This is a genomic window from Streptomyces triticisoli (genome assembly GCF_003270085.1).
GTDB classification, from domain to species: domain Bacteria; phylum Actinomycetota; class Actinomycetes; order Streptomycetales; family Streptomycetaceae; genus Streptomyces; species Streptomyces triticisoli.
In genome coordinates, this window is record NZ_QFDQ01000193.1 from 49,019 (window position 1) to 55,694 (window position 6,676).

Annotated in this window: 5 protein-coding genes; 3 read left to right on the forward strand and 2 right to left on the reverse strand. The window is 70.3% G+C overall.

Annotated features, from left to right (window positions below; genetic code table 11):
- Positions 1-60: 60 nt before the first annotated feature.
- A complete protein-coding gene (locus DEP02_RS25105; protein ID WP_112469962.1) occupies positions 61-1,320 on the forward strand; it encodes an RNA-guided endonuclease InsQ/TnpB family protein in 1,260 nt (419 codons plus the stop codon).
- Between the two features lie 82 nt (positions 1,321-1,402).
- Complete coding sequence (locus tag DEP02_RS25110) at positions 1,403-1,885, forward strand: macro domain-containing protein (protein WP_112469963.1); 483 nt, start codon at positions 1,403-1,405, stop codon at positions 1,883-1,885.
- A 307-nt stretch (positions 1,886-2,192) separates the two neighbouring features.
- Here DEP02_RS25110 and DEP02_RS25120 read toward each other — a convergent pair whose 3' ends face one another.
- Both DEP02_RS25120 and DEP02_RS25125 read right to left on the reverse strand, forming a co-directional pair.
- Entirely contained in the window at positions 2,193-2,636 is a 444-nt protein-coding gene (locus DEP02_RS25120; RefSeq protein ID WP_112469965.1) for a hypothetical protein, read from the reverse strand.
- Between the two features lie 304 nt (positions 2,637-2,940).
- Complete coding sequence (locus tag DEP02_RS25125) at positions 2,941-4,146, reverse strand: IS110 family RNA-guided transposase (protein WP_112469966.1); 1,206 nt, start codon at positions 4,144-4,146, stop codon at positions 2,941-2,943.
- Positions 4,147-4,477: 331 nt separating this feature from the next.
- Here DEP02_RS25125 and DEP02_RS25130 point away from each other — a divergent pair, with 331 nt between their 5' ends.
- Positions 4,478-6,118, forward strand: a complete 1,641-nt coding sequence (locus DEP02_RS25130) for an ABC-F family ATP-binding cassette domain-containing protein (protein WP_112469967.1) — start codon at positions 4,478-4,480, stop codon at positions 6,116-6,118.
- Positions 6,119-6,676: the final 558 nt, after the last annotated feature.

Below are 6,676 nucleotides of genomic sequence, written 5' to 3' on the forward strand. Positions count from 1 at the left end.
GGAGTGCGCTCCGCCAGCCCAATCCGTCCTGCTAACACGGGAGCTGATAGAATGTGAGGTATGGCGCAACAGGTGAAGCGGGCGTTCAAGTACCGCTTCTACCCCACGGACGAGCAGGCAGCAGAGCTGTCCCGCACGTTCGGCTGCGTCCGCCTCGTCTACAACAAGGCGCTTCAGGAACGCACCGCAGCCTGGTACGGCGAGCAGCGCCGCATTTCCTACGTCCAGTCGTCCGCCGCCCTGACGCGGTGGAAGAAGGCCGAGGAATTGGCCTTCCTGACCGAGGTGTCCTCCGTCCCGCTCCAGCAGGCGCTTCGGCATCTGCAGACAGCGTTCACGAACTTCTTCGCCAAACGCGCCAAGTACCCCCGCTTCAAGTCCCGGAAGAAGTCCCGGCAGTCGGCTGAGTACACCCGCTCCGGCTTCACGTGGCGTGATGGCGGGCTGACGCTGGCGAAGATGGCCGAGCCGCTGGACATCCGCTGGTCGCGTCCCCTTCCCGAAGGGACGGAGCCGACCACGGTGACCGTCTCCCGCGACAGTGCGGGCCGCTGGTTCGTGTCCCTGCTGTGCGAGGACACCATCACCCCGGCCCCCGCCACGGACGGGGCGGTCGGCCTGGACGCGGGGATCACGTCCCTGGTGACCCTGTCCACCGGGGAGAAGATCGCCAACCCGAAGCACGAGCGGCGCGACCGGGCCCGGCTGGCCAGGGCGCAGCGGGAGCTGTCGCGGAAGGCGAAGGGCTCCGCGAACCGGGAGAAGGCCCGTCGCCGCGTGGCCCGTATCCACGCGCGGATCGCCGACCGGCGCCGGGACTTCCTGCACAAACTGACCACTCGCCTCGTCCGTGAGAACCAAACGGTCGTGATCGAGGACCTCACCGTCCGCAACCTGCTGAAGAACGGCAGGCTCGCGCGCGCCATCTCCGACGCCGCGTGGACGGAACTCCGGTCCATGCTGGAGTACAAGTGCGCCTGGTACGGGCGCGAACTCGTCGTGATCGACCGCTGGTTCCCCAGTTCGAAGCTGTGCGGGGCGTGCGGCACGGTCCGCGAGAAGCTGCCGCTGAACGTCCGCCGGTGGACGTGCGAGTGCGGCGCCGTGCATGACCGCGACGGGAACGCGGCACGCAACATCCTGGCGGCCGGGCTGGCCGTGTCTGCCTGTGGAGACGGTGTAAGACCTCAACGGGAGTCCTCCCGGACGGGGCGGTCGTCGGTGAAGCAGGAAGCCCAGCGGGCGACCGCTGGAATCCCCCACCTTTGGGCGGGGGAGGAAGTCAAGTGCAGCAGTATCACTGTCCCACCAACGCTGTGAAAGCCCCGACCTGCGGTGCGCCTCCGAACTCACGAAGCAGCAGCCCGGGGCCCTTGTCAGTGGCAGCCCGTACGGTGGCGCCATGTCGGAGATCACGTACATCCGGGGCGACGCCACTGCGCCGTCGGCTGAGGGCGCCAAGGTGATCGCCCACGTCTGCAACGACGCGGGCGGCTGGGGGAGGGGTTTTGTCGTGGCCCTTTCCCGGCGCTGGCCCGAGCCGGAGGCCGCCTACCGCGCCTGGTACCGCGACCGCGCGGAGAACGACTTCGGCCTGGGCGCCGTCCAACTCGTCCAGGTCGAACCGTCCCTGTGGGTGGCCAACATGATCGGTCAGCACGGGATAAGGCGGGTCACCAGTAGGGCTGTCCCCGTGCGGTACGAGGCGATCGACACGGCCCTGGACCGGCTCGCCGGCCGGGTGGTCGAGCTCGGCGCGTCCGTGCACATGCCCCGCATAGGCTGCGGCCTGGCCGGAGGCAGCTGGGGCCGGATCGAGCCGCTGATAGAACAGCGGCTGGTGGGACGGGGCATCGCGGTGACCGTTTACGACCACGGCGGGTGAAGCCGGGCGGCCCAAGGGCAGGGGGCTGCCCCGGCCGCCGCTCGCCTGCTGTGCACGTCGTTCGTGGCCTGAATCTTCTTCCACGACCTCGGCTGTGCGGGAGCCGCTGACGTCTTCGCCAGGGACACTGCCCGCGCCGCCGGACCGGCACCGCATTCCGCTGGACGGCAAGGGCGGTGCGGGGGCCCTATCTGTTTCGTCAACCGGTCGGGGCTGGTGAGCTCGGGTTTCGTGGCACGTACGGCAAAGGGGTCGTCAGCAAGCCGACGGTCCCTTTGCGGGCGGTTCGACGTCGGTGGGAGAACGGCTACTTCATCTCGGCCACCCGCCACTTTCCGTCGATCTCGGAGAGAAGCAGCTCGGTGATGTCGAGAGGGTTGTCGCGGACACCGACGTGCCCGAAACTGTCCCCTCTCCCCCAGAATCTGGACCTGTAGGAGACCGCCAGCCGGTTGCGCTCGGCGTCGCTCAGGGGGGCGATGAGAGCCTCAACGGCCTGCGGGCAACTGTCCTCGCCCTGGCCCGCGGCGAGTTCGGACTGCGCGATCCGGGTCATACGGGAGCAAGCATCGTTTCCTTCGCCCGAGGCGAGGGCCTTGAGGAATGCCTTGCCTGCGTCCTCCAGCGCTCCGAGGCGAGCGCTGTTGTCGCGGATGACGAAGAAGAGCCCCAGCCCTACGACCGTGAGCAGTGCACCGATTGCCCAGAAGACCAGCGTGCGTACCCTTTCCTGCCCGTCCGTGTCGGTCAATGCGCCTTCCCCCCGGATATCGAACGTGCGCGTTGCCGGAATCTGACGGTCCGCCCTGGATTCCGGCAACCCTGGCTTTCGGTTTGCACTGCTGGACGTTCCATGTGGTTCCGCCGGCGGTCCGTCTCTCCGCTGCGCATGCAGGAAAACCTGTGACGTCAATGAGACTACGGGAGCAGTCTCGTGCGATCACTACTCGGTTCCGGCAGCGTTGCGGCGCTTCAGCCGCCGGTCGTGCGAGTTGAGCGAGTTGTGGGCCCCTGCCTTCTCTCCTCAAGGGGTGGAATGGTTGATTCGCTGGAGTTCAGGCGGTTTGGGGGACGGGTTGGGGTGCGAAGAAGGTGCCGTCGCGGAGCATGGCGAACAGCACGTCCACCCGACGGCGGGCCAGACACATCAGGGCCTGCTTGTGGCGTTTGCCCTCGGCCTTCTTCCGTTCGTAGTAGGCCCGGGAGGCGGGGTCGGCCAGGGCGGCGAACGCGGACAGGAAGAAGGCACGTTTGAGGTGCTTGTTGCCTCTGCGGGACGGGCTCTCGCCGCGGATTGAGGACCCGGATCTGCGGGTCACGGGGGCGAGCCCGGCGTAGGCGGCGAGGTGTCCGGCGGTGGGGAAGGCGGATCCGTCGCCGACGTCGATGAGGATCCTGGCTCCGGTCCTGACGCCGATCCCCGGCATCGACGTCAGGAGCTTGGAAAGAGGGTGGGCCTCCAGCAGTTCCTCGATGCTGGAGGCGAGTTGTTTGCGCTGGTCCAGCAGCGAGGACAGGTTCGCGGCGAGTTTGGGCACGATCACGGCGGCGGCGTCGGTGCCGGGCACCACTACGGTCTGTTCGTCCAGGGCGGTGAAGATGTCCGCGACCAGGCGCTCGGCCATGCGCAGGGCCTTCGGGCGGAGCACGGTGACCAGCCGGCGGCGGCCGGCCTTGCGGATCTGGGCCGGGGAGCCGAAGCGTTCCAGCAGCCCGAGCACGGCCGGGTGCTGGATGCGCGGGCCCAGGGCGCGTTCCAACGAGGGATGGACCTGCGTGAGCAGGCCCCGCAGCCGGTTGACGACCCGGGTGACCTCGCCCGCGAGGTCGTCGTCAAAGCCCACGCTCATGTGCAGCTCGGCGACCGTCTCGTCGGCGAGTTCGAGGCTGCGCAGGGTGTGGGGCATGGTCCGGGCGGCATCCGCGATGACCGCCGCGTCGCGGGCGTCGGTCTTGCCCTCGCCGGGGTAGAGGTCGGCGATCCGCCGCATCGTGAGTCCCGGCAGATAGGCGACCTGGCAGCCCGTATCCCGGGCCACTGCCAGCGGCAGGGCGCCGATCGAGGCGGGCTGGTCCACCACGACCAGGACCCGGCCGTACTTCGCGGTCAGCTTCTGAAGCATCGCGCGGAGCTTGGGCTCGCTGTTGGGTAGCGGCTTGTCGACCACACTCTTTCCGTCGGGCCGCAGGCCACAGGCGTGGTGTTCGCCCTTGCCGACGTCCAGCCCGAGGAAGACTCCGATGTCGCTGGTGTCGATCACATCGCTCCTTGCAAGGTCAGACCGCCCCGGCCCCGACGCGGCACCAGCTGCCGGCAACCACGTTACGCAGAGCCCTGCCGGAGTCTCGGGCGCTCGTGCCCCTATGAGCGGTCGACCGGTGCCTCCCGGCCCGGTGACACCACCCCCCGGGTCATGGTCGACAGGGGGCAAAAGTCATGCCGGGCCAGAAGGCCGGGAGCCCCGAGCTCGGTGCCACGAAGAAGGTAACGGGGGGAAGCCCTTCGTGGTGGCACGCGCGTCCGGGAACGTGCTGGTCGCGGCCAGGGCGCACTGAGCACGGCCCGGCCCGGCCGTTAGGATCGGCCGTCTGATGACTGCCACCCTCGTTGCCAAGAATCTCGCCGCCGGGCACGGCGACCGCGCCCTGTTCGACGGACTCGACCTCGTCGTCGCCCCCGGGGACGTGATCGGGCTGGTCGGTGCCAACGGCGCGGGTAAGTCCACGCTGCTCAGGATGCTCGCCGGGCTGGACGCGCCCGAGCAGGGCGAACTCGCCCTCTCCCCGCCGACGGCGGCCGTCGGACACCTGCCCCAGGAGCCGGAACGGAGGCCGGGCGAGACCGTACGGGAGTTCCTGGCCCGCCGCACCGGGGTGGCGGCGGCCCAGCGGACGATGGACGAGGCCACCCAGGCGCTGGTCGAGGGCGCACCGGGCGCGGACGACGCGTACGCGACGAGCCTGGAGCGGTGGCTCGGCCTCGGCGGCGCCGACCTCGACGAACGCGCCGAGGAAGTCGCCGACTCCCTGGGGCTCGCCGTCGGCCTCGACCAGCCCATGACCTCCCTCTCCGGCGGCCAGGCGGCCCGCGCCGGCCTCGCCTCGCTGCTGCTGTCCCGCTACGACGTCTTCCTGCTCGACGAGCCGACCAACGACCTGGACCTGGACGGCCTGGAGCGACTGGAACGGTTCGTGACCGGGCTGCGCGCCGGGACGGTCGTCGTCAGCCACGACCGCGAGTTCCTCACCCGCACCGTCACCAAGGTCCTCGAACTCGACCTCGCCCAGCGGCAGATCAACCTCTACGGCGGCGGGTACGCGGCCTACCTGGAGGAGCGTGAGGTGGCCCGCCGGCACGCCCGCGAGGACTACGAGGAGTACGCCGACAAGCGGACCGCCCTCCAGGAGCGCGCGCAGATGCAGCAGGCCTGGATGGACAAGGGAGTGAAGAACGCCCGGCGCAAGGCGGGCAGCGACAACGACAAGATCGGCCGCAAGTTCCGCAGCGAGGCCAGTGAGAAACAGGCGGCGAAGGCCCGCCAGACCCAGCGCATGATCGAGCGGCTGGAGGTCGTCGAGGAGCCCCGCAAGGAGTGGGAGCTGCGCATGGAGATCGCGGCGGCCCCGCGCTCGGGCGCGGTCGTCGCCACGCTGCGGGACGCGGAGGTACGGCGCGGGGACTTCGTGCTCGGCCCGGTGTCCCTGCAGATCGACTGGGCGGACCGGGTGGCCGTCACCGGCGCGAACGGCGCCGGCAAGTCGACGCTGCTGGCCGCCCTGCTGGGCCGGGTGGGCCTGGACGCCGGTCACGCGTCCCTGGGCTCGGGCGTCCTGGTCGGCGAGGTCGACCAGGCCCGCCGCCTGTTCCACGGCCCCGAAACCCTGATGGACGCCTTCCGTACGGCGGTCCCGGACACCGAACCCGTCGAAGTCCGCACGCTGCTCGCCAAGTTCGGCCTGAAGGCGGATCACGTCCTGCGCCCCGCCGCGACGCTCTCCCCGGGCGAGCGCACCAGGGCCGCCCTCGCCCTCCTCCAGGGCAGGGGCGTCAACCTCCTGGTCCTGGACGAGCCCACCAACCACCTCGACCTGCCGGCCATCGAGCAGCTGGAGTCGGCGCTGGACTCCTACCAGGGCACTCTGCTCCTGGTCACCCATGACCGCCGCATGCTGGACGCGGTGCACGTGACCCGCCGCCTGGAGGTCGCGGCCGGCAAGGTGACGGAACGCTAGGCCCCGTCCGGCGGACAGGCCCCGGGCATACCGCCCGCGAGGGTCACCGGCGTGGGGCCTACACTCGGTCACCGTTGCCCAGCGGAGCGAAACCGCAGACCGGAAGGCATGGTCACCCATGTTCCAAGACGCCCCCATCTATCACCAACTCATAGCCGAGCGCGGTGACGTACCCGCAAGCGTCCGCGACGCGGCCACGGACATACACAGGAGACTCCAGGACGTGATGAGCACGGGGCTGCCGTCGGCCGCCTTCGAACCCGGCCCGCCACCCCCGGGAGCGGCCCCACGGCCCCACTCGGCGCTGCCACCCGGCCAGTACCCACCGCGCTGACGGCCCGCCGGTACAGGCCGGCCGCGGAACCGGCCGTACACCTGACGAGCCCGGACCCGCCGGCGACAGCGCGGCGGGTCCGGGCCCGTACATGTGCCCGTACGTGTCAGCGACGGCCGTTCTTCGGGTCGAGCAGGCCCGCGCGGCGCAGCGCGTCGGCCATCGCGCTGTTCGCGGGCGCGGGCGCCTGACGCGAGCCGCCGCCACCGCCGCCACCGCGGCCC

What these genes read in the sequence shown, in the direction of transcription:
- DEP02_RS25130 (WP_112469967.1), top strand. Translation starts at nt 4,478, where the DNA reads ATGACTGCCACCCTCGTTGCCAAGAATCTCGCCGCCGGGCACGGCGAC.
- DEP02_RS25110 (WP_112469963.1), top strand. Translation starts at nt 1,403, where the DNA reads ATGTCGGAGATCACGTACATCCGGGGCGACGCCACTGCGCCGTCGGCT.
- DEP02_RS25105 (WP_112469962.1), top strand. Translation starts at nt 61, where the DNA reads ATGGCGCAACAGGTGAAGCGGGCGTTCAAGTACCGCTTCTACCCCACG.